The 21,498-nt window shown below is 54.0% G+C and carries 17 protein-coding genes and 1 pseudogene; 13 read left to right on the forward strand and 5 right to left on the reverse strand.

From position 1 onward, the window contains the following. The 3 genes and pseudogenes from BST81_RS25090 to BST81_RS25100 form a co-directional block, all read left to right on the forward strand. Window positions 1-243: pseudogene (locus BST81_RS25090) on the forward strand (IS1 family transposase); the annotation flags it as partial. 42 nt (window positions 244-285) lie between these two features. After that, window positions 286-1,290, forward strand: a complete 1,005-nt coding sequence (locus tag BST81_RS25095) for a glycosyltransferase (RefSeq protein ID WP_216351457.1) — start codon at window positions 286-288, stop codon at window positions 1,288-1,290. A 26-nt stretch (window positions 1,291-1,316) separates the two neighbouring features. After that, window positions 1,317-2,009: a response regulator transcription factor gene (locus BST81_RS25100; RefSeq protein WP_075601254.1), complete on the forward strand. Its 693-nt coding sequence runs from the start codon at window positions 1,317-1,319 to the stop codon at window positions 2,007-2,009. A gap of 27 nt (window positions 2,010-2,036) precedes the next feature. Here the strand turns inward: BST81_RS25100 and BST81_RS25105 are convergent, their stop codons facing one another. Next, window positions 2,037-4,502 carry a glycosyltransferase family 39 protein gene (locus BST81_RS25105; protein ID WP_075601255.1) on the reverse strand — a complete coding sequence of 822 codons (2,466 nt, stop codon included), beginning with the start codon at window positions 4,500-4,502 and terminating at the stop codon, window positions 2,037-2,039. A 161-nt stretch (window positions 4,503-4,663) separates the two neighbouring features. On the opposite strand from BST81_RS25105, the gene BST81_RS25110 reads away from it, so the two are divergent. Further along, complete coding sequence (locus tag BST81_RS25110) at window positions 4,664-6,265, forward strand: glycosyltransferase family 39 protein (RefSeq protein ID WP_075601256.1); 1,602 nt, start codon at window positions 4,664-4,666, stop codon at window positions 6,263-6,265. A gap of 127 nt (window positions 6,266-6,392) precedes the next feature. Next, entirely contained in the window at window positions 6,393-7,880 is a 1,488-nt protein-coding gene (locus BST81_RS25115; protein WP_083637083.1) for a glycosyltransferase family 39 protein, read from the forward strand. A 17-nt stretch (window positions 7,881-7,897) separates the two neighbouring features. Here the strand turns inward: BST81_RS25115 and rbsK are convergent, their stop codons facing one another. The 3 genes from rbsK to pbpC form a co-directional block, all read right to left on the reverse strand. Continuing rightward, the gene (gene rbsK, locus BST81_RS25120) at window positions 7,898-8,827 is read right to left on the reverse strand and encodes a ribokinase (RefSeq protein WP_075601258.1); all 930 of its coding nucleotides are present in this window, start codon (window positions 8,825-8,827) and stop codon (window positions 7,898-7,900) included. A gap of 3 nt (window positions 8,828-8,830) precedes the next feature. Continuing rightward, window positions 8,831-9,457, reverse strand: coding sequence for a MarC family protein (locus tag BST81_RS25125; protein WP_075601259.1), 627 nt, complete (start codon window positions 9,455-9,457; stop codon window positions 8,831-8,833). Window positions 9,458-9,545: 88 nt separating this feature from the next. Beyond that, window positions 9,546-11,930: a penicillin-binding protein 1C gene (gene pbpC / locus BST81_RS25130; RefSeq protein ID WP_075601286.1), complete on the reverse strand. Its 2,385-nt coding sequence runs from the start codon at window positions 11,928-11,930 to the stop codon at window positions 9,546-9,548. An 85-nt stretch (window positions 11,931-12,015) separates the two neighbouring features. Here pbpC and BST81_RS25135 point away from each other — a divergent pair, with 85 nt between their 5' ends. Both BST81_RS25135 and BST81_RS25140 read left to right on the forward strand, forming a co-directional pair. After that, window positions 12,016-12,912, forward strand: a complete 897-nt coding sequence (locus BST81_RS25135; protein ID WP_075601260.1) for an Rpn family recombination-promoting nuclease/putative transposase — start codon at window positions 12,016-12,018, stop codon at window positions 12,910-12,912. A gap of 200 nt (window positions 12,913-13,112) precedes the next feature. Next, the gene (locus BST81_RS25140; RefSeq protein ID WP_075601261.1) at window positions 13,113-15,326 is read left to right on the forward strand and encodes a transketolase; all 2,214 of its coding nucleotides are present in this window, start codon (window positions 13,113-13,115) and stop codon (window positions 15,324-15,326) included. Here BST81_RS25140 and BST81_RS25145 read toward each other — a convergent pair. Continuing rightward, window positions 15,271-16,035, reverse strand: a complete 765-nt coding sequence (locus BST81_RS25145) for an ROK family protein (protein ID WP_075601287.1) — start codon at window positions 16,033-16,035, stop codon at window positions 15,271-15,273. The two genes, BST81_RS25140 and BST81_RS25145, sit on opposite strands and share 56 nt — an antisense overlap. Window positions 16,036-16,088: 53 nt before the next feature. Here BST81_RS25145 and BST81_RS25150 point away from each other — a divergent pair, with 53 nt between their 5' ends. From BST81_RS25150 to pseG, 6 genes are all read left to right on the forward strand, one after another. Then, window positions 16,089-16,880 carry an SDR family oxidoreductase gene (locus BST81_RS25150; RefSeq protein ID WP_075601262.1) on the forward strand — a complete coding sequence of 264 codons (792 nt, stop codon included), beginning with the start codon at window positions 16,089-16,091 and terminating at the stop codon, window positions 16,878-16,880. A gap of 87 nt (window positions 16,881-16,967) precedes the next feature. Next, the gene (locus BST81_RS25155) at window positions 16,968-17,498 is read left to right on the forward strand and encodes a hypothetical protein (protein ID WP_083637085.1); all 531 of its coding nucleotides are present in this window, start codon (window positions 16,968-16,970) and stop codon (window positions 17,496-17,498) included. A 21-nt stretch (window positions 17,499-17,519) separates the two neighbouring features. Continuing rightward, window positions 17,520-18,509, forward strand: a complete 990-nt coding sequence (pseB, locus tag BST81_RS25160; protein WP_075601263.1) for a UDP-N-acetylglucosamine 4,6-dehydratase (inverting) — start codon at window positions 17,520-17,522, stop codon at window positions 18,507-18,509. Next, complete coding sequence (gene pseC / locus BST81_RS25165; RefSeq protein WP_075601264.1) at window positions 18,506-19,672, forward strand: UDP-4-amino-4,6-dideoxy-N-acetyl-beta-L-altrosamine transaminase; 1,167 nt, start codon at window positions 18,506-18,508, stop codon at window positions 19,670-19,672. Before pseB ends, pseC begins: the two co-directional genes overlap by 4 nt. Further along, entirely contained in the window at window positions 19,669-20,412 is a 744-nt protein-coding gene (locus tag BST81_RS25170) for a glycosyltransferase family protein (RefSeq protein WP_075601265.1), read from the forward strand. Before pseC ends, BST81_RS25170 begins: the two co-directional genes overlap by 4 nt. Further along, entirely contained in the window at window positions 20,409-21,473 is a 1,065-nt protein-coding gene (pseG, locus tag BST81_RS25175; RefSeq protein WP_075601266.1) for a UDP-2,4-diacetamido-2,4,6-trideoxy-beta-L-altropyranose hydrolase, read from the forward strand. Before BST81_RS25170 ends, pseG begins: the two co-directional genes overlap by 4 nt. Window positions 21,474-21,498 lie beyond the last annotated feature (25 nt).

Below are 21,498 nucleotides of genomic sequence, written 5' to 3' on the forward strand. Positions count from 1 at the left end.
AAAACCCAACGATTAGAGAGAACCAATGGTATTATCCGGCAACAAACAGGACGGTGGCATCGACGGCAAAACAAGTTTGGCAAGGTGTGGGAGCAAACGAAGGTGACTACACGATTGGTTGTCAGTTATTTCAATTGGATTTGGCGGCATAGCCGATTCAAAACCACAGCATCTCAACGAGCAAACTTGGCAGCAGAGCCTTGGACTTGGCAAGACTTCGCAACTTATCCAACAATTATTTGATGCACAACCATATCTTCCTGGGTGGCTCCTTCTCCCGGCCCCATGACCCCAATAATGGTTTCTGGCATGACTAAAGTCTCCGTCATTATTCCCATTTATAACGGTGAATCAGATCTTCCCGATCTGGTGGATTGTTTGCTGGCCCAGACCCTTCCAACTGAACAGGTGGAGTATTTGCTGGTGGATAATGCCAGCCGCGATCGAACGCCCATCCTGATCCAATCAGCTATGGCGAGGGCAACAGCTCAGGGGATGATTCTAAAGTACTTGCTGGAAGACCAGATTCAGAGTTCCTATGCAGCTCGTAATCGGGGCATCAGAGTCGCAACTGGAGAGATTTTGGCCTTCACGGATGCAGATTGTCGGCCCCAAGCGGCATGGCTGGAGAAATTGATGGAGCCGTTTACTGATCCAGCGATCGGGCTGGTGGCTGGGGAAATCCTGGCATTGCCAGGAGATAGCCTGCTGGAGCAGTTTGCTGAGCACGGGAAAACCCTGTCCCAGAAACACACCCTGGCCCATCCCTTCTGTCCTTATGGACAGACTGCCAACCTGGCCATCAGACGGGACGTGTTGGAGTCCGTGGGCCTGTTTCGTCCCTATCTGACGACTGGTGGGGATGCGGATCTATGCTGGCGGGTCTTGCGCCAGACAAACTGGCGGATTCACTTTGCCTCTGGCGCGACCGTGCAACATCGCCATCGGGCCACCTGGAAGGATCTAATGGCCCAGTGGCGACGCTATGGCCGATCAAATCGCTACCTGCACGATCTGCACGGTGTCGCTTTGCAACCAGAGTGGTCCAACCGGGAATACCTCTACCGCTACAGTCGCTGGTTACTGAAAGAATTACCGATCGTCACAGTTCGTTTACTGATGGGCAAAGCCACCCGGATTGATCTGGTCAGTACTCCGCTCAGTCTGGCCTGCGGACGGGCAAGGCTTCAGGGGCAACGAGAGGCCCAATTGCCAGAGGCAGCCCGTGAGATTGCCCCATTTGAGGTGCTGGCAACTGAACCTATTCCACCCCGCAATTCGATAGATTAGTAACAACAGTGATGGAATCTTTACCCATGTCCGGACAACTTTTGCTGGTGGATGACGAGCCTGGATTGCGCGAGGCCGTGCAGGCTTATCTGGAAGATAGTGGTTTCACGGTTCGAGCCGCCAGTAATGCCCATGATGGCTGGGAGCTGATGCAACAGAGTACCCCCGACCTGGTGATCAGCGACATTATGATGCCCCAGGTGGATGGGTATGAGTTTCTCAAGCAACTGCGGGAAGATCCCCGCTACAAGGCTCTGCCCGTCGTGTTTCTGACAGCTAGAGGCATGACCGCCGATCGGATCCAGGGCTATAACGCTGGCGTGGATGCCTATCTGCCTAAGCCCTTTGACCCGGATGAACTGGTGGCAATCGTCACCAATCTCCTGAAACAGCGATTGGCGTCCCGTGCCACTAATGAGGACGGGGAGGCGATCGATATTGCTGATATGGCCCGTCAGATTGCTGAGATTCGGGGCATGCTGATGCAGAAGCAGGGGATCACCAAAACGCCCACTGATATTCAGATTGACCTGACCCCCCGGGAGAAAAGTGTGCTGGAGTTAGTTACAAAAGGGCTGATGAATAAGGAAATTGCCCGTCAACTCAATACCAGTGTGCGTAACGTAGAGAAGTATGTCAGTCGTCTGTTCAGCAAAACGGGTACGAATAGCCGTACAGAACTGGTTCGTTTTGCCTTAGAACATGGTTTAACAGATTGAGGTTGGTTTCGGTATACTGCGAAGGTTCTATTGAGCCCTTTTCCATGCCAGGGGTAAGTTTAACTGCATGGCTGCCGATACAATTCGGAGAGTCCGCAGTTCAGGCAACTGAGGATTTAAGCGATAGGCCTGCTCCAGAACGACTTCTGCCTTGCGCCCCTGCCATTGATAGAGATGGATAAAGCCCAGGTAAGCCCAGGCATAAGGATTTTGGGCGTCCAGGCGAGTGATTTTAGTCAGCATTTGTGTCGCTGAGGCAGCCCTGTATTGCAGGATGTAAGTCAGCACCAGATTGTAGAGCAGATCCAACCGATCGGGGTCCTGTTGGAGTCGGTAAAGCAGGGTCTGCTCTGCTTGAATAACATAGTCTTGAATTGGATCGTACTGATTGATCCGGCCAATTTCATCAAAGAGCGCATCGAGTTTTCCAGCAGGAAGCCCAGTGGAAAGCTGCCGCAGTTGGGTTACCAGATCCAATTCTGGGGCGGGGCTGGCAGTCGCCTGAGCCGTCAAAGTCACCTGCACCTGCGGTCCGACGAGGGGATAGGTCTTGCCCGATCGACGGTTCAGGTAAGCCGCTTGCAGCCTGTAGGAGCCTGCAGGAAAGGACGCTGGAGGTTGCATGGCCAGATGCTCTGTGATCTGAAATTCCTGATTTGCCTCAGGAAATTCTGCCCCTGCCATTAATTCTCCCAAGGCAATGCCGTGGTCATGATACCAGGCGGAAGTCCCACCTCCTTCCTGTTGCCAGGTGAGCAGTACCAGGCCATCCCGCAGGTCAGCCCAGGGACCAGACCATTTATAGGTCACTGGGATCGGTTTCCCTGGTGGAGCAGTGCCAGGGACTTCAACCTGGAGCAACTGGACCTGGGTTGCCGATCGGGAAGAGGGCTCAACCTGAATCGGAAGGTGCCGCCGCTGATACAGATGCAACTGGCTGCTATCGGGTAAGGACCAGGTCCGCTGCAATTGCAATTTTGGATTTTGCTCAACTTCAGCCTTCAGAGCCACTTGACCAGCCTCAATGCCCTCATAAACACCCTGGTTTTGGGTTTTCGTGAGGTACCAGTTCAGGGCACGCCCATCCTGTTTAACTGTTTTTTCGCTAATTCCCAATTGCCGCCCATAAACCTGAAAATTGGCCAGGGAGCCATAGAAGTCCATATTCATGGGATTGATCTGACTGGTATTCACGGCCACACCCAGGGTCGATCGGAGGTAGGGCTGCTCCTGCGTGATGGCTGCAATGACCTCAGAATTGGGATAGGGATCCCCCAGGTAAGGCAGGTGCGGCTCTGAGACCGAAATCAGGGTGGGCAAGGGAAACAGGACCGTTAGGGTCATTGCACTGGCAATCGCTGCTGCTCCCCAGCGCAGACGAGTCATCCAGGGGCCAGAAGCATAGGCTAGCGATCGTGCCAGCATCAGTAGCACGATCGGCAGGTAGGGCAGAATGAATCGAAATTCCTTGTTTAAGGTCCAGGAGTAGAAAAGATAAGCTCCCAGACAGAAGAAAATCAACCAGGACCAGACCCAACGCCTGGATACAGCCTGGGGATGAAGAATTTTTCCGAGCCGATGCTGGCGAAATCTTGACCCGAGATGGAGGAGGGCACAGCCCAGAGCTAGGCAAAAGATAGGTGGCGAAACCATATTGGGCAAGATGCGCCCATAGTAGAGCCAGCCTAACCAACCCTTGCGGGCCGGATCGTGCTGGTAGAGAACCCCCCAGGTATTCGCCCGTCCCAGAGCAGTGAGAATAGTCAGCCAATTGGTTGTAAACCAGCCTCCAAAGATGAGCCAGGCTAAAAGGAACGCCCCAGCCAGTTGCAGCAACCGCAGCCATCGACGCCGGAACAGATCCTCCAGAACGACCCAGGCGATGGGCAGAACCAGAAACAGCAGACCGTTAGGGCGAGCCAGAATGGTCAGGCCACAACCAAAACCGAAAGTAAGGCTCCACAACCAGGAGCGAAGCTGACTGGAGGCCAACCGCCAGTAAGTCAGGGCCATCATGGTAAAGGCCACGATCGCGGTCAGGCCATAGTCCAGCAGGTAATCCGTGCGCATCAGGGCCATACTGGGAGCGATCAGGCAAAGTGCTGCAGCCCAGAGTCCAGTACGGGCGTCAAAGAGCCTCCGTCCCATCAGATAGACCGAGCTGATCAGAATGGCCGTGAACAGCAGGTTGACCAGGGTGGCGGAGTCGTGCCCTTTGCCGCATAGGGCTAAAAAAGGAACGGTTGCCAGATACACAAAGGGGGCACGGTATCCTGGGGATAGGGACCAGAGCTGGGTCCACCAGGTAGAAGAGAAGATCTCAGGGGTTTGCAGAACTCGCCAGTAGTTCATGGCCCGAGTCAGATGATCTCCCTGATCCCAGGCTGGAGGTGCTTGATCCAGGGAAAACCAGACCCGATCCACGATCGTGGCCACTCCCCAAAGGGCCACCAGCACAAGAATATCTCTTCCCTTAACCCCGTATAATTTCATTGCTTACGTGCACTTTCCCCTGAAGATTGAAGATTCTTTTGGATGCTCGATATTCTTCAGAAGTTCATATTACTGGACAGACTGATCCATTAGGATTTACAAGAATCTGACTTCTGCCTCATCAGGTTTACTTTCCACAAGGTGATGGACGGATAGTTCTTATGCAGAACTCTACATCTCAATCCAATATTCAACCATACCTATTGCTCCTGACCTGGATAGGCTTACTTCTCCTGAGTGGATGCTGGCACCAGAGCCTGATGGCCCATGATGAAGGAAACTATGCCCTTGAAGCCCGGTTTATGGTTGAGTCGGGGGATTGGCTGGCTCGACTGTTCTGGGGAAATCCAGTTTACACCCACGGAATTGCCCTGAACTGGTTGATTGCGGTTGGCTACACCTTGTTCGGGATCAGTGATGGGGTGGCCAGACTGCCCAGTTTGATCGCCTGTCTGTTGAGTACCTTTTTTCTCTTTGAAATCAGCCGGATTCTGCTCAAGGACTCACTGGCTATGCTGGCCAGCTTAATTCTCGGGGTCATTTTTATCTGGCTGGAGTACGCCCGTCTGGCGACCCAGGATATGCTGCTTGTTTGCCTGGAACTCACTGGCCTCTGGGCCTTGCTGCAAGCTGAACGCCTGCCTAAGGGGCGGATTATCTGGGGATTCCTGGCCGGTTCAGTGATTGGCCTGGGATTCCTGGTTAAGAGTTTCATGATCCTGTTACCCGTCGTTGCCCTCATGCCCTATCTGGTGCTTGAACACCACCGTCATCGCCATCTCCTGAATCCTGGCCTCTATGGAGGGTTGATCGCCGGTGTCCTGGTGGATGCGATCTGGTTAAAGTTGAGCCTCGATCGGTATGGCAGTTTGGTGACTCATCAACTGTTTGGAAAAATTTCTGAGCTGGGGGCAAAACCTTTTCACACTGATACAGGATGGCACTACTATTTCTGGAACATTCCCATCAATGCTTTCCCCTGGGCGTTCTTCGCTTTGATTGGCCTCTGGGTCGCCCTCAAAGACTATCGGAAGAGCCCTCATGTCTGGCTGCTGATTGGGTATCCTCTCCTGCTGTTTCTATTGTTAAACCTGTTCCCAACCAAAACTCCCTATTACATTCTGCAACTCCATCCTTTTACAGCCATGTTTGCCGCGATCGGATTGGTTTTCCTCTCACAACGGCTGACCAGTCGGCTGGCCCAAACCATCACTTATGGATTCGGCATACTGGGAATAGTATTGGCGATCGCAGGTCTTGTCTTGCTGGTTAAACCCCCTGGAATTGATTGGCCCCGAGAGGCTAATCAGTTTGGGATTGTTGCTTTGATTTTAGGTGCAGGTTGGAGTTTACTGCCTGTGATTCCCAGACATGTTTCTTTGGCAATTTCACCTCAATTATGGATTGGGCAGTTACTCATTTCAAGCTGGCTTGCATTAGGGGCTGTGGGTCTACTGGGTCTGGTAGGGGACTACAGCCCAGCCTTGAAATCTGTTTTACAAGAGCCCCAAATTGCATCTGTCTTGAAGGCCAACCCGGTTGATTTTTTGGTTCAGGATCTGGATCCTGAATCCCATAAAACCTGGATTTTACTGAGTTTCTATACACCTCATTTAGGCAAGCTAAAACAGCAGATTGTGGAGTTACAACCCTCTACTTATGCCTGGTTGAGCCCAAAGATTAATCTTGATGGCAAAATCCTCTATCGTGTAATCGGTAATGTTCAACAGTGGACGCTTGTTCAAGTTGAAAAAATTCCTTAAGGTTGAGCTTTCAACAGATGTATATCCCACTTTTACATCCTAGGAAAGGTACCCTTTTAACATCTTGTCTTTAACATCTTGTCTTTAACATTTTTAAGCGGGGATTTACTAACGTGAGTAGTAACCAATGAGAATGATCAAAAATGCTCAGAAGAGCCTGGAGCAACATCCAATTTTATTCCTTTTGATAACTGGTTTGTCCACCAGACTTTACAACTTGCAATCGCCTATCCTGGGTATTCATTCCTGGCGTCAGGCCGATACAGCTGCCATGGCCCGCAATTTCTATGAAAATGGGTACAATTTTTTGTATCCTCAAGTTGATTGGGGTGGTAACTCTTCAGGATATTGTGAAACAGAATTTCCTATCTATTCCTATATCATTGCATTAATTTATAAATTTACAGGTGTCTTTGAAGCTTATGGTAGGCTTCTATCGATTATTTTTGCCCTGATTGGAATCTACTTTTTGTATCGACTGATTGAGGATTATTTAGGTAAAAAAACTGCTTTTTGGAGCTGTTTGATTTATTCAATATTGCCCCTGAATATCTACTACAGCCGAACCTTTCAGGCAGAATCCATGACCTTAATGGCAGGTATTATCAGTATATATGGATTCTCCTGCTGGTTGAATTCAGGCAAAAAATGGCAATTACTGTCATCTGCCTGCTTTCTGGCTCTGGCCTGCTTACTTAAAGTTTTACCGATCGTATATTTTGGTTTACCTATTGCCTACCTCGCCTATTTAAACTATGGCAAAAAGATGGTCTTTAAGATATCTATCTGGCTCTATGTGGGATTTGTTTCAATCGTCACAATCCTCTGGTACTATCATGCCCATCAAATCTATTTAGAGTCCAATCTTACCTTTGGCTTCTGGAGCAATCAAAGCGATCGATTTAAATTTTCTTTGCTGGTGTCAGTCCAATTTTGGCTTGATATCTTGTTCCGCTTGATTTTTCGACACTTTGCTGTTTTTGGCTTCCCCATTTTTTTAATTGGGCTAACCATGCAGCGCAAAGCTGCGCAAGAATATATGTTCGATGTGGGATTGTTGGGAGTTCTTATTACAACTATTGCCGTACCGACTTCTAGCTATATTCACGAATACTATCAGTTGCCTTTTATGGTTTTTGCTGTCCCTTTTATAGGGAAAGTACTAGCCAATATGTCTCATCTTGCCTCACCCACGCTGAAATATTCTTTGACAACCTGTCTGATTCTAATTTTTGCTTTGGGATCAGGCATCTATGCATTGGACTATATGCGTCCTGAGCAACCTAAAAAATCAGATGTGTATGCTCTGGCTCAACAGATTCAAGCGTTAACACCACCATCCTCGATCGTCGTTGCAATGACCGGTGGCGATCCCACCTTGCTATATCTCTCTCATCGCAAAGGCTGGTTGGTGGTTCCCGAACAAATTACAGATGATTACCTCACACAACGGACTGCTGAGGGGGCAGGCTACCTAGTTGGCAACTACACCGTCATTCAGAGCTATGCTCCTTTCACAGATATCGCCCAAAAGCAAAGAATCCGCACAATCATCCAGACTCGTTCCAGGGTACTGGTCAATACAGACCGCTTCTTTATCGGTGCCATTCCGTAGCGTTATTGAGAGAATCGCTATACCAGAATGGACTGGTTCCGGAGGAAGCCGTCCAGGGTGGGTCGATCGGGCATGGCTACCTGAGCCCCTGCTTTCGTAGTGGAGAGGGCTCCTGCCGCAGCTCCCCACATCACGGCCTGTTTCAGGGATAGTCCCTCGGCCAGAGCCACAGCTAATCCCCCATTAAAGGCATCTCCGGCGGCTACCGTATCCACAGCTTGCACCGGAAAGGCTGGGGCAAAGAAAACTTCCTGCACAGAGGCACAAAAGACTCCCCTGACCCCCAGCTTGATGATAGCAATGCCCACCCCCCGTCGGAGCAAGGTGGCAGCCGCTTCAGTCCAGGCTTCCGGGCAGGTGATGGGAAACCCAACCAGTTGCTCTGCCTCAATCTCATTGGGGGTGATGATGTCCACCAAGGGATATAAATCGTCGGGAATATCGGGGCGGCAGGGAGCTGGATCCAGAATTACCCGCACCCCTGCGGCCCTGGCTGCCTGAGCAGCGGCCCTTACTGCCGGGAGAGGAACTTCAAACTGGAGCAACAGATTAGTGGTTCCTGGTAACAACGGGATTAATCGGTCCACATCTTGCCGACTGACCCGTCGGTTGACACCAGGGGTGACGATAATCTGGTTCTCCCCCCGATCGTCCACCGCAATCAAGGCCACCCCAGAGTGATCGGACCCATCCACCAGGACGGCTTTTGTCTGCACCCCAGCGGTCTGGAGACTACTCAATAACTCCTGGCCAAAGCCATCGGCTCCAACCCGACCCACCATCGTCACCGGGGCTCCCAGGCGAGCTGCAGCCACAGCCTGGTTGGCTCCCTTGCCCCCCGGACTGGTGTGAAAACTATGGCCCAGAATCGTTTCTCCGGTCACGGGCAGGCGAGGTGTCCGGGCCACCAGGTCCATATTGATGCTGCCGAAAACAAGAATGGTCATACTTCAGACAGAGAAATTCTGCACCAACCCACTGATGCCATTGGCCATATATTGCACAGCCAAGGCCGAAAGGAGCACACCCAGAACCCGAGTGATAACATTAATGCCTGTCTGCCCCAGCAGGTTAGAGAGGGGATTGGACAACCGTAAAATCATGTAGGTCATCACTAGGACCAGACCTGCCGTTCCGAGAACGATCGTCAGCCCCTGGTAATAGGATTGGGCCTCATGGGAAAGGATGGAAACACTGGCCAGAGCTCCTGGCCCTGCAATCAAGGGGATGGCCAGGGGAAATACCGTAATATCCTGGCGGGAGCGGGCCTCTTTCTCTTCCTCTTCGGTTTCTCGTTCGGTATGGGCAAATACCATGTCGATCGCCAGCTTGAACAAAAGAAATCCTGCTGCCGCCTGAAATGCCTCCAGGCTAACTTCCAGGTAATCCAGCACCAGGCTACCAACCAGGCCAAATACCAGCAGAATCAGGGCTGAAATCAGGACGGCCTGACGGGCAATCTGCAACTTTTCCGCAGTGGAACGATCAAGGGTCAGTAGCATAAAAATGGGAGCCAGACTGACCGGATCAATGACGACAAAGAGGGTGACGAAGGCTTTACCAAAGAGAGGTAGCATTAATCGAGAGGATAAGGGATGGTGCGCTTACCCTTACTGTAGGGCATAGGAAAGCTGCTGGATTGCTCTTCGCTGACAGTTTACGCTCCTACCGGGAAGGGGGAGCCACTGAGAACCCCCGACGGTATGTTCTGGCTGCAGCGATCTGGATCTGGAACTGGACGCTGTCCACGCCGCTGCTACTGCGGACTTCCAGGGTCCAGTTACCGGGACGGGGGGACCAGAACAGGGAAGAAGTCGATCGAGTGGCCAGTTTCTCCCCATTCAGCCACCATTCAACAGGCTGGCTTGGCATAGAGGCCAGTTTGAACTCCAGTTGCTGAGGACTGTCCGAGTTTTGCATCGCCGCTGCATCAATCACGAAATAGTCCCCATTGCGGGGAGCCACAATGCGGAGATTGCCCTGGGCCAGGTGCGGCTGTTGCAGGGCCAGCCATTCGTTATACTCCGAAGGCAGATTGAGGCGATAGGGCAGACCCTGGCCTGGAGAGACAACAGCTTGATAAAAAGTATCGGGCTGGCGCTCATAGGCAGCCAGGTCTTCAGGGAAAAAATACTCCTGGACCACAGCAGGGCAGGCTGGGGTTGGCTTCATCCCGGATAGGGCACAAACAGGTCGTTCGATCATCCCTGCTGGCGGTGGGAAGGCTGTCGGTTCCTGCTGTTCATGCAGGTGCAGCAGAATCCGATTCCATAGGGGCGCAGCCCCGGTCACCCCAGAAACCTGGCGCATGGGTTCTCCATTAAAGTTTCCCACCCAGGTGGCTACCGTGTAGTCTCTGGTGAAGCCCACGGTCCAGGTATCTCGAAAATCCGAGGAGGTGCCCGTTTTCACGGCTGCCGAAAAGGGTAAGTTCAGAACCGAATTCACCCCAAAGGCTCTGGCCCTGGCGTGGGAGTCCCTCAGGATATCCGTGATCAAAGCCCAGACCACGGATGAACCGATAGTCATTGGTCCTTTGTCACTCGTCCTTTGTAGAGTTTTCGGTTCAAATGACAAAGAAGCAGTGACCAATGACGGTCTAACCCTTTGACCTTGATTCGCGATCGTGACATAAGCCTGGGCCAGTTCCCAAAGACTGACTTCCCCGCTGCCTAGAGCCAAACCAAGACCGTAATAGTCGGGGGATTGGTTCAGATGGGTGAACCCCAGCTCATGCAGGCGAGTCAGAAAGGTTCCGACCCCAGTTTTTTCCAGGACTCTGACTGCCGGGACGTTGAGGGAATTAGCCAGGGCTACCCGCACTCGCACCGGTCCCAGAAACCTCTCACTGTAGTCTGTAGGGCTATACAGCCTTGCTCCCGGAATGGCATAACGGGTTGGCACATCAGCCAGTACGGTATTGGGGCGAATGACCTGCTTTTCCAGAGCCAGTTCATAGAGAAATGGTTTTAAGGCCGAACCAGGCTGGCGGAGGGCCTGGACACCATCATTACGTCCTCCTGCAGCAGTATCGAAGTAATCTGGGGAACCGACATAAGCGAGAACGTCGCCATTGTGGTTGTCCATCACCAGAGCGGCAGCCTGATGGACGTTGTGGGGGGCCAGGGTTTGGAGAACCTGCTCTACTTGAGTTTCGACAAATTGCTGCAGCGATCGATCGATCGTCGTCTGGATACGGGCAGGATGGTCTACTGGGAGCTGGCTGGCCAGCCAGAAGAGAAAATGGGGAGCAGCGATGATACCCTGCTGCCGGGATTGCAGAGAAACGGGTTCAGCTTTGGCTACCCTGGCCTGGGCCGGGGTAAGATAGCCATCTTTGACCATGCGATCGAGGACATAAGCCTGCCGCTCCTTCAGCCGCTCCCAGTGGTCATAGGGGTGGAGGTACACCGGGTCATTGGGCAGGGCTGCCAGTAGGGTCGCCTGAGCGACCGTCAGGTCGCTGGCAGGAATACCGAAGTAGGTCCGGGCGGCAGCCTCCACCCCATAGATATTGCCTCCCATGGGCAAGCGGTTGATGTAAGCCTGGAGAATCTCATCCTTGCTCATACCGGCGGCAATGCGCCAGGAGAACCAGATCTCCTGGGCTTTGCCCCAGAGGGTAGTGGGGACGGGGTCCACCATCTTAGCCAGTTGCATGGTGATGGTAGAAGCTCCACTGCGGAAACGACCGGCCCGGATGGCCTCCAGCACCGATCGCCCGATCGCCCGCATCTCTAAAGGACCGTGTCGGTAGAAGCGACCATCCTCCGCCGCCAGGATCGCCTGGAGGAAGCTGGGGGAGACCTGATTCAAAGGGACGACAGCGGTATGGTCCTGGTCCCGAGTCAGGAGGGTGCCCAGGGGCAGACCATGGCGATCGGTGACCTCGATCGCCTGTTCATCCTGGTTCAAATCTGCAGCTCGGACGGGGGCCAAATAGGGGAGCAGGCGCACCGTCAGGCAGATCAGGACAATCGCCAGAAGCCCTTGCACGATCGGTCTATATCGCCGTAAAAAACTTGATCTAACGCCCTGCAATCTCCACATGGCCATGTCCCCATAGGCTGGTAGGGTTACGATACATTATGCTTCTCCTGCCTTACAGACGGGGTTCAAAAGACTAAAACCATCCATGCGCCGAGATTCAATTTTTTATCGCCTGTTTCAACAATCTCCTGGTTTACTGTTTGAACTGCTGGCTGTCTCACCCGCTAACGCCGCCGACTATCGGTTTGACTCAGTGGCAGTCAAGGAACCGAGGTTTGAAATTGACGGGGTATTTTTACCTCCCGATAGGTCTGAACCAGGGGTGGTGTATTTTTGTGAGGTGCAGTTTCAACGGGACGAACGACTCTACGAACGGTTATTTGGAGAAGCATTGCTCTATTTCTATCGCAACCGCGATCGATACTCCAACTGGCAGGCAGTGGTAATCTATCCATCTCGCAGGATCGAGCAGCGTGAAACTGCTCCATACAGGGCTTTACTAGAAAGTAACCAGGTCCATCGAATTTATCTGGAGGAGTTGGGCGCGATTGAACAACTGCCCCTGGGAGTGGCTTTGATGGTCTTGACCACAATAGAAGAAGAACAGGCATCCCAGGCAGCCAGAGGGCTTCTAGCCAGAGTCCAGGAAGTACCAGAGCCAGGAGTCCGTCGTGGCATCATAGAACTGGTGACGACAGTTATGGTATACAAGTTCACGAATATGAGTCGGCAGGAGGTAGAGCAGATGCTGGGAATTAGCCTGCAAGAAACGCGAGTCTATCAGGAAGCTAAAGCGGAAGGTCGCCAGGAAGGTCGCCAGGAAGGTCGCCAGGAAGGTCGCCAGGAAGGTCGCCAGGAAGGTCGCCAGGAAGAAGGGCGATCGTTGCTCCTGTTGCTGCTCGGACAGAAATTCGGTCCTTTGCCCGATCACCTATCCGAGCAAGTTTCTGCCCTTAACCTGGACCAGTTAGAGTCCCTGGCCTTAGCTCTTTTAAATTTCACCCATCTCGCTGATCTGGAAAATTGGCTGCAGCAACAATGAGTCTCGCCCTTAATGCCTTCTATGCTAGTGCTCTATGTTACGTCTTTGCCATAGTTGAGCGTTGAACGATAGAAAGACCTTGGCTTATGGATATGAAACTGTAAAGTTAGCGGTAGCAATTTATGTCGCTTTTGGATCGGTCACCTCGGTACTATGGGTATCAGATCTAAAAATTTCATTAAACTTAACAGGTAGCCAGCATGACCGCAGCGACTCCCAATCCCACAGCAGCAATCCCAGATTTTTGCGATGGTATTCAGTACTTTGGGCCTGATCTGCCGGATTTTGAGACCTATGGAAAAGTTCCAGCGATCGCGGCCACTGCTCAGGCTATTGCCAGTCCAACGGATGGGGCTGCGGTCTACCAGACTCTCCTCTACGCCGATGCCTTGCGTTACCTGACACTGCAAATTACAGGCAGTAAGGCATCGGGTCATCCGGGTGGGTTTGCCAGTCAGGCGGAAGCCTACGCAGCGTTGGTGATGCTGGGCCACAAGAATATTCTGACGGAGGTCGGTCACCATGCTCCTGGTTTTTACAGTGCCATGTTCCTCGATCGCTCCCTGGAGGATATGGGCATCGAGACGGTGCAGCAGTTGCGCGATCGTTTCCGGGAACGGCACGGCCTGTTAGGGCACCTCTCTGGCTTCATTCCTGGTATCCTGGCTCCGGCTGGACCACTGGGACAGGGGCAACACTTCGCCATGGCTGCCGCTCTGCTCCATCGCCAGACCCTCTTTCCTTTCACTGTCGGAGATGGGGGCCTGGGAGAGCCTTATATCATGAGTTCCATGGCCCACTTCCATACGGCCTATCCGGAAGCGACTAACTTTCTGCCGGTGCTGGTCTGGAATGGCTATAGTCAGGAGCATCACAGTATGGTGTCCCTCCAGTCCAATGAAGCTATGATTGGTTACTGGCGAGGGAATGGCTTTGAGGAAGTGGTTCTGATTGATGCAAAGGATTTTGATGATCAAAATCAACCCGGAGCCTATGTGGATAGCACGGCTTTCTCTCTGAAACAGCGGCTGGCCTTTACGGAAGCGGTGCTGGTGGCTGCCGATCGGGCGGCCAGATCTGCCCTAGCAGGGCAACTGACGGCCCTGATCATCAAACAACTCAAAGGGGCAGGGGTTCATGCCAGAGGAGCCAAGTCCCACAACCTCTATCCCAAGGACACCCTGGACAGTCCCCATATTGCGGAATCTCTTCAGGGGCGAGCCCTCTCAGTTGCTGCCTGGGAAATTGTCCGCACAAACTGTGAACGAGCCGCTGGTGGACCTGCCGCAAAAATTGCTGTCACCGAATCTGTGCTTCCCCTGGTCGATCTGGGGCAATTGCCCCTGGAGGAATATGTGGTCGGGGGAGACCCGAAGGTTTCGACCACAGCCATGGGAGCGCTGGTGGCGGCAGTAGGTCAGGCCGATCGTACTTTTATGGTCACAAATGCGGATGGCAATGAAGCTTCGGGGATTGCCAACATCAACCAGGCGCTTAAAATTATTCATCCAACCCCGGACCCCCTCTATAACCAGAGTCCCACCGGTCAGGTCTATGAACCTTTGAGTGAAGATGCCTGTGCTGGTCTGGCGGCGGGGATGGCTCTAATGGGAGCCCGTACCCTCTGGTGTTCCTATGAATCCTTTGCCATCAACGGCCTGCCCATCTGGCAAACGGTGACCCAGGCTATGGCCGAACTGCGTCGTCCCACCCCTTCGACGGTGACCCTGTACACGGCAGGAGCCCTGGAGCAGGGCCGCAATGGTTGGACCCACCAGCGCCCGGAAATCGAAGCCTACTTTGCAGCCATGATGCGGAATGGCAATATCTTCCCCCTGTTCCCCCCCGATGCCAACAGTATTCAGGTGGCCTATGACTGGGCCTTGACCTCAAAGAATAAGGGCATGGTGATTACCGCCAGCAAGTCAGCCTTACCGATTCGCACCACCTTTGAGCAGTCCCGTCAGGGGCTGGTGGAAGGAGCGATCGTGCTGCAGGAAACCGCCGGTTCCAAAACGGTGGTCTTTGCTGTGGTGGGGGACATGACCCTGATTCCCGTGTATGAAGCCGCGAAACTTCTTGCTGATCAGGGCATCGGCACCCGCATTGTCTCGGTGTTCAATCCTCGACGGCTGTATCGGCCTACAGATGTGGCCTGGGAGATGTGCTCTGAACCCGATGGCGATTTCCTGAGGGACGATCGCTTTGAGGCCATCTTTGGTGGGGATGCCCTGGTGGGGGTGACGGGGGGCGCGGCCCTGATGCTGGAACCGGTGATGCTCCGCAGCATGGCCCGCCGGGATACCTTTGCCTGGAAGCGAGGTGAAACGACAGCAACGGCAGGGGAACTGATGGGGGTCAATGGTCTGACGGCTGCTGCTTTGGTGCGCCGGTCTCTGGAACTGGTGAGCTAGGCTGATCTCGCCAGAGGGCAATGCCGCCGAGCAGTCCGGCAATATTGGGGACAATGGTCACATCTGGCGGCAAATCCAGGGTAATCTTCTTGGTGTTGCCGCCCCCAATATAGAGCCGATCGTAGTTGAACAGGTTCTGCAGCAGACCGATCGCTTTCTGTAAGCGTCGGTTCCAGCGCTCCTTCCCAATATCATTCAGGGCCTCCCGGCCCAACTGTTCCTCGTAGGTCTGGCCTCGGCGGAAAGGATGGTGGCCCAATTCCAGATTGGGGACAAGTTGACCGTCTACAAACAGGCCGGAGCCAACGCCGGTTCCCAGGGTCATCACCAGTTCCACTCCCTGACCGGAAATGACCCCCAGGCCCTGCATGTCAGCGTCGTTGATCACCCGCACCGGTCGTCCGAGTTGGGTGCCCAGGGTTGTGGTTAGATCAAAGCCAACCCAGTCGGGATGCAGGTTGACTGCGGTATAGACAACACCCGCCCGGATGACACCGGGAAATCCGACGGAGACCCGATCGAAGTCGCCATGAGAAGGGAGCAACTGATTAATCACAGCCAGCACAGATGCCGGTGTTGCCGGTTCAGGGGTATCTAACCGGGCTCGCTCGGTAAGGGGATTCCCCTTGCTGTCCAGCACCATCACCTTGATACCGCTGCCACCAATATCAACAGCCAGGGTTCGGAGAGAATGTTCTACTTGCGTCATCGGGGTCTTTTGTTGCATAGAATCGTTACCATCCTACCTGGCTCATCCTTCCCATGAACTTTTCTCAGTCACGAAAAACAGCATTAGTCACAGGAGCTTCTGGTGGCATTGGGGCTGATTTGGCTGAAGTCCTGGCTCAGAATGGCTACAATCTGGTTCTAGTGGCTCGCAGTCGGCAAAAACTGCTAGACCTGGCGGATCAGCTCCGGCAAAAATATGGGGTTGCCGTCAGGGTGCTGGTAATGAATCTGGCCCTGCCGAATGCCCCCACGGAAATTTATAGCGACCTGCAACAGGCGGGTATCTCGATTGATCTGCTGGTCAACAATGCTGGCTTTGGCGGTTATGGCCCCTTTGTAGATACCGATCTGACGACTGAGCTGGAGATGTTGCAGGTCAATCTTGTAGCCTTGACTCACTTGAGTAAGCTCTTTCTCAAGGGAATGGTTGAGCGGCGTTGGGGCAGAATCCTGAATGTGGCCTCTACAGCAGCTTTTTTACCCGGACCCTTAATGGCTGTGTACTATGCCAGTAAGGCTTATGTCCTGTCCTTTTCGGAAGCCCTGGCTAATGAGGTAGCGGGCACTGGGGTAACGGTGACGGTGCTCTGTCCTGGTCCTACGGCGACTGGGTTCGAGGCCAAGGCTCACCTGGAGCAGTCCAAACTATTCAAGGGTCAGGTGATGGAGAGCCGCAGGGTGGCGATCGCAGGCTATCGCGGGCTGATGGCAGGTCAGGCGATCGTGATCCCCGGTTTGAGTAATCAATTGGGGCCACTGCTGGCCCGCTTTCTGCCCAGAAGCCTGGTCCGTCGCCTGGTCAGGAATGCCCAGGAGCGTCCCTGATCCCTGTCAGGCAGGTGATCGCTGGAGGACGGGAGTGGGTAATCTAGGGTATAGGACGGTTCTTCTCACTATTCAGTTGCGGTAACCATGAAAAATCTTGAGGCCCAAACGACTCAGCGTCATCCTCTGCAACGGCTCAAACAGAAGTTTGCCGAGCTGTCTCTCGTCTCTGCCCTGGGATCCACCTCTTCCAGGCAAGATCAGAATGCGGAAACTGGCAAACCCCTGAGTTATGAGGAAAAGCGGGCTCAGGGACGGGATCGTTTCCGGCGCATCATCACCCTCATCTCTCTAATCTCTTTTGGTGGAAGTATTTCCACTGGCATCGTCCACACCTTTAGCCAGGCCAGTGATGCGGATAAACCCATCCAGGCGGTGCAGCAAACAGAGCAACTCCGACGGCAACAATTTTCGGCTGAAGAACAGGGATACCTGATTGTGCTGAAGCGAGAACCCAATAATCAGGTGGCTCTGGATGGGCTGGCAGCAGTGCGGATCAAGATGCATGACTGGAAAGGCGCGATCGAACCGCTGGAAAAACTGGTTGCGCTCAATCCGGGTCGGGAGGACTGGAAAACTCTGCTGGAGAACATCAAGCGCAGAGCGAATCAGAAGTGATGGAAATTAAACAGTAATTTTATGTTCGATCAAAAGGCAATTCTGATCACGGGAGGGACGGGCTCTTTCGGTAAGCAGTGTGTCAAAACTCTGCTGAACCGATATCAACCGCGCCGGATCATTGTTTACTCCCGCGATGAGCTGAAGCAATATGAAATGGCTCAGGAATTCAATGCGCCCTCCATGCGCTATTTCCTGGGGGATGTGCGGGATAGTGCCCGCCTGCATCTGGCCCTACGGGATGTGGATTATGTGATTCATGCGGCAGCGCTGAAACAGGTGCCTGCTGCAGAATACAACCCGATGGAATGTATTAAAACCAATGTGATTGGGGCGAATCACGTTATTGATGCCGCGATCGCCAATCAGGTGGCGAAGGTGGTGGCCCTGTCTACGGATAAGGCGGCAAACCCAATTAATCTGTATGGAGCAACCAAGCTGGCGGCGGATAAGCTGTTTGTGGCAGCGAACAACATCACCGGGGCTTTGCGGACTCAGTTCGCTGTTGTCCGGTACGGGAATGTGGTGGGGTCGCGGGGTTCAGTGGTGCCCTTTTTTCAAAAACTGGTGCAGGAGGGGGCGACGCAAATTCCCATCACAGACCCCCGCATGACCCGCTTCTGGATCACCCTACAGCAGGGGGTAGACTTTGTGCTCAAGAGCTTTGAGCGAACTCAAGGGGGCGAAATTTTCGTGCCTAAAATTCCATCAATGACGATTACCGATCTGGCCGCTGCGATCGCCCCCGGGTTACCCACTCGGGTCACGGGCATTCGTCCGGGGGAAAAACTTCATGAGGTCATGTGTCCGGCGGATGACTCTCGCCTGGTCTTAGAGTTCAGCGATCACTATGTAATTCGGCCCTCGATCGTGTTCAATTCGGAGATTGACTTTGCTGTGAATGCTCTGCAGGAGCATGGAACGCTCGTGCCAGAAGGGTTTCAGTACAGTTCAGATACCAACACCTGGTGGCTGAAGGGGCATGAGCTTCTGGATATGCTGCAGGCATGACTTCCTTCATTCCCTATGGCCGCCAGGATATTCAACCGCCGGACATTGCTGCCGTCCTGGAGGTGTTACAGTCGGACTGGTTAACCCAGGGACCGGCGATCGAGCGGTTTGAACAGGCGGTTGCTAACTCCTGCGGGGTGCGCTACGCGGTGGCGGTGTCCAGTGCGACAGCGGCTTTGCATATTGCCTGTTTGGCGATCGGGCTCGGACCCGGCGATCGGCTCTGGACCTGTCCTAACACTTTTGTCGCTTCTGCCAACTGTGGCCTCTACTGTGGGGCTACGGTGGGTTTTGTCGATCTGGACCCCCACACCTACAACCTGAGTCTGGCGGAGTTGGAGCGAAAACTGGTGCAGGCAGCGGCGGCTGGGACAGTACCCAAGGTGCTGGTGCCAGTTCATTTTGCCGGTCAGTCCTGTGAGCTGGCACGGATTGCAGACTTGGCTCGCCAATATGGGTTTCGAGTCATCGAGGATGCCTCCCATGCGATCGGGGGCCAGTATCGGGGGCAGGCGATCGGGTCCTGCCAATTCTCGGATCTGGCCGTGTTCAGTTTTCATCCGGTGAAAATCATCACCACAGGCGAAGGGGGAATGGTGCTGACCAATCAGCCGGATCTCTACGAAGCGCTGATCCGGTTGCGGACCCATGGCATTACCCGCAATCCAGCCCTGATGCAGGAGGAGTCCCACGGTCCCTGGTACTATCAGCAACTGGAACTGGGGTTTAACTATCGGATGACGGACATCCAGGCAGCCCTGGGATACAGCCAGATGCAACGGCTGCAGGAATTTGTGACCCGGCGGCGGTTCCTGGCCGATCGCTATACCACCCTGCTCCAGGATCTACCCCTGACCCTGCCCTGGCAACATCCGGACACGGCCTCTAGCTGGCACCTGTATGTGATCCGGTTGCATCTGGAGAAATTGCAACGATCGCAGCGCCAGGTATTTGAAGCCCTGCGGCAGATGGGGATTGGGGTGAATTTGCATTACATTCCAGTTCATACCCAGCCTTACTATCAGGCTCTGGGGTTCCGTTGGGGGGATTTTCCCCAGGCGGAGCAGTACTATCGGGAGGCGATCAGTTTGCCGCTCTACCCCGGTCTGAGTCTGGCAGATCAGGATCGGGTCATTCAGGCTTTGAGTGAGATTCTGTCATGAAAGTCGTCATCATTGTGCAGGCGCGGATGACTTCGACCCGTCTGCCGGGGAAGGTGCTGCTGCCGGTGCTGGGGAAGCCATTGTTGGAATATCAGTTGGAACGGCTACAGCGGGTCACTCTGGCCGATCAGGTGGTGGTGGCCACCACCACGAATGGGACGGACCAGCCGATCGTAGACCTGTGCGATCGACTGGGGGTGCCGTCCTTCCGGGGTTCGGAGCTGGATGTACTGGGCCGCTATGCAGGGGCAGCGCTGGCTTTTGGAGCAGAGGGGGTGGTGCGGGTGACTTCGGATTGCCCACTGATCGATCCGCTGGTGATTGATCAGGTGATCAGGCTGGATCGGGAGCAACCGGATGATTATGATTATGTGGCGAATGTCAGCGAGCTCGTGCGGACCTATCCCAGGGGGATGGATACGGAGGTGTTTAGGGCGGAGAGGTTATACCAGGCCGATCGGGAGGCAACCCTGGAGCCAGATCGGGAACATGTGACCCCATACATCATTCGGCATGCACCGGAGGAACGGCGGGGACTGGTTCGCTACGATCGGGATGAGAGTCGTCACCGCTGGACGGTGGATACGCCAGAGGATTTTGAGTTGATCCGGCGCATGCTGGAGGTTCTGATTCCGGTAAAGCCAGAATTCACCCTGGAGGATGGGCTGGCGTTGCTGTCTCGCTATCCAGAATGGGGGGAGATTAATGCCCATGTTGAACAGAAGCAGTATGGACAATGAAGATCGTTTTGCGGGCGGATTCATCAATCCAAATGGGGACAGGGCATGTAATGCGCTGTCTGACACTGGCGATCGAACTGCGGGAACGGGGCCATAACCTGACGTTTGTCTGCCGGGACCTGCCCGGGAATTTGGTGGCATTGCTGGAGGCGCGCGGATTTCCGGTGCAGGTGCTGCCCGCTCCGGATCATTCCCTGGCCCTGGAAGATTCTCCCTATGCCCGCTGGCTGGGAGTGCCCTGGGAGGTAGATGCAGCTCAGACCCAGGCGGTGATTCCGGCAGAAACGGATTGGCTGATTCTGGACCACTATGGCCTGGATGCCCGCTGGGAGAGGCGTTTGCGATCGCAGGTGGGGCAAATTCTGGTGATCGATGATCTGGCAAATCGGTCCCATGATTGCGATCTGCTGCTGGATCAGAATTTCTATGCTAACCAGGAGCTGCGCTATCAGGGCCTGGTGCCAGCCCATTGTCGGTGTCTGCTGGGGCCGCAATACACCTTACTCCGATCGGAGTTTTTGGCAGCTCGGCAAACTTTGCAATCGCGGGCTGGTGAACTCCACCGGGTTCTGGTTGCTTTCGGGGGCAGTGATCCGACGAATGAAACGGCGAAGGTGCTGGCAGGGATTGCCCTGTTGCAGGGGGAGATGGCTGTGGATGTGGTGGTGGGTCAGGCCCATCCGGAGCTGACGGCGATCGCGCAGCTCTGTAGCGAGAGGTCAAACTGGACGTACCATTGCCAGATTGATTACATGGCGAAACTAATGGTGCAGGCGGATTTGGCGATCGGGGCGGGGGGGAGTACCAGTTGGGAGCGCTGCTGCCTAGGACTGCCAGCCCTAGTCGCCGTGACGGCTGAAAACCAGCTGGAGCTAACCGCAGATTTGGCAACCTGGGGCGCGATCGTCAATTTGGGCTGGGCCGATCGCCTGACTGGGGAAGACTATGGGCAAGCCATCCGCAGTCTGACCGCTACCCAACTCAGTCAGATGTCCCAACGGGGGCTGGTCCTGGTGGATGGGGCAGGATGCTCCCAGGTTGCCGCTAATATCTCGCTCTAACCGGGGAACACTCTCTAAAGACGCC

This window comes from Leptolyngbya sp. 'hensonii', assembly GCF_001939115.1.
GTDB lineage: Bacteria > Cyanobacteriota > Cyanobacteriia.